This window comes from Enterococcus alishanensis (assembly GCF_019218635.1).
Classification (GTDB): Bacteria; Bacillota; Bacilli; order Lactobacillales; family Enterococcaceae; genus Enterococcus_A; species Enterococcus_A alishanensis.
This window is the reverse complement of record NZ_JAHUZB010000028.1, coordinates 1-1,029: the sequence shown is the minus strand read 5'-3', so window position 1 is coordinate 1,029 and position 1,029 is coordinate 1. Positions and strand designations below refer to the sequence as shown.

At 32.6% G+C, this 1,029-nt stretch carries 1 protein-coding gene; it reads right to left on the bottom strand.

Annotated features, from left to right (window positions below; genetic code table 11):
• Nucleotides 1–74: 74 nt before the first annotated feature.
• Nucleotides 75–818 carry a cyclase family protein gene (locus KUA55_RS18085; RefSeq protein WP_218327769.1) on the bottom strand — a complete coding sequence of 248 codons (744 nt, stop codon included), beginning with the start codon at nucleotides 816–818 and terminating at the stop codon, nucleotides 75–77.
• Nucleotides 819–1,029 lie beyond the last annotated feature (211 nt).

Below are 1,029 nucleotides of genomic sequence, written 5' to 3'. Positions count from 1 at the left end.
ACACTATAATTTGAGTGCATTTTAATTCCTTATCTAAACATATGTTACTTCATTGATTTTATACTTATATTTACCTAATTTTTTGGAACAATAGCTATTGCTCGAACATTAAAACCGGGGGCACCTTCTACTTTCGGTACTCCGATAGAGATTGCTCCACCGATCGCAGGAAGCTCCGTTAAATGATTCAGCACCTCAATTTGAAACTTCTCTTGTTGTAACCAATATAATTCTCCAATTAGTCCAGAATTTTTCTTGCAGTCAATTGCTGAATCAGTGTCTAATGTTTCGTGACCTATCGCGGTTACATTTCGCTTTTCGTGTAAGAATTGTAAAGCCCCTATTGACCATCCAGGTGTATGTGCTTGCCCATCACTTCCAGTATTGTAGAAAGAAGTAGGATTGTTCCAACGCTTGGACCACCCACTTGCAAAGGCTACAAAGCTATTTTCTGGAATTATTCCATATTCATCTTCAAAATTATTAATATCTTTAACCGTTAATGAATAATCAGAATTTTTTATGACTTCTTTTTCTTTATTAATAACAATTAATGGCAGTAAAAAATTTTTTATTGGCAGTTGATCCACCGACAAACTATCTTCTACAAAATGTATCGGAGCGTCAATATGTGTTCCGTATTGTGTGACAAGTTGATATTCTTTTGCAAAAAAACCATTCTCTTTTACTGTCATCAATGTTTCTTCTTTCATTGGTCGAAATGATTGAAAATAAGGAATTCCTTCATGAATATTATGGCTTAGATCAACCCACTTTTGATTCTTTAATAATTCAATACTTTTTGTAATATCACTCATACTATCCCTCCTTATTCGTTCTGCTATTTTTAGCTTGTATCAAGAGTATCGAGAAAATAGTTACTAGTCAAACTCCATCTGTGCCGTATTAAGATAAAAAAACAACTTTTAGGTGTTTCTAGCATTTTTAAATTTTTAGAGTATTCTTATTTGTCATGCGAACAATGTTTACTATAATTGTTTTGAAGGAATGATTTTCACATGATTAATT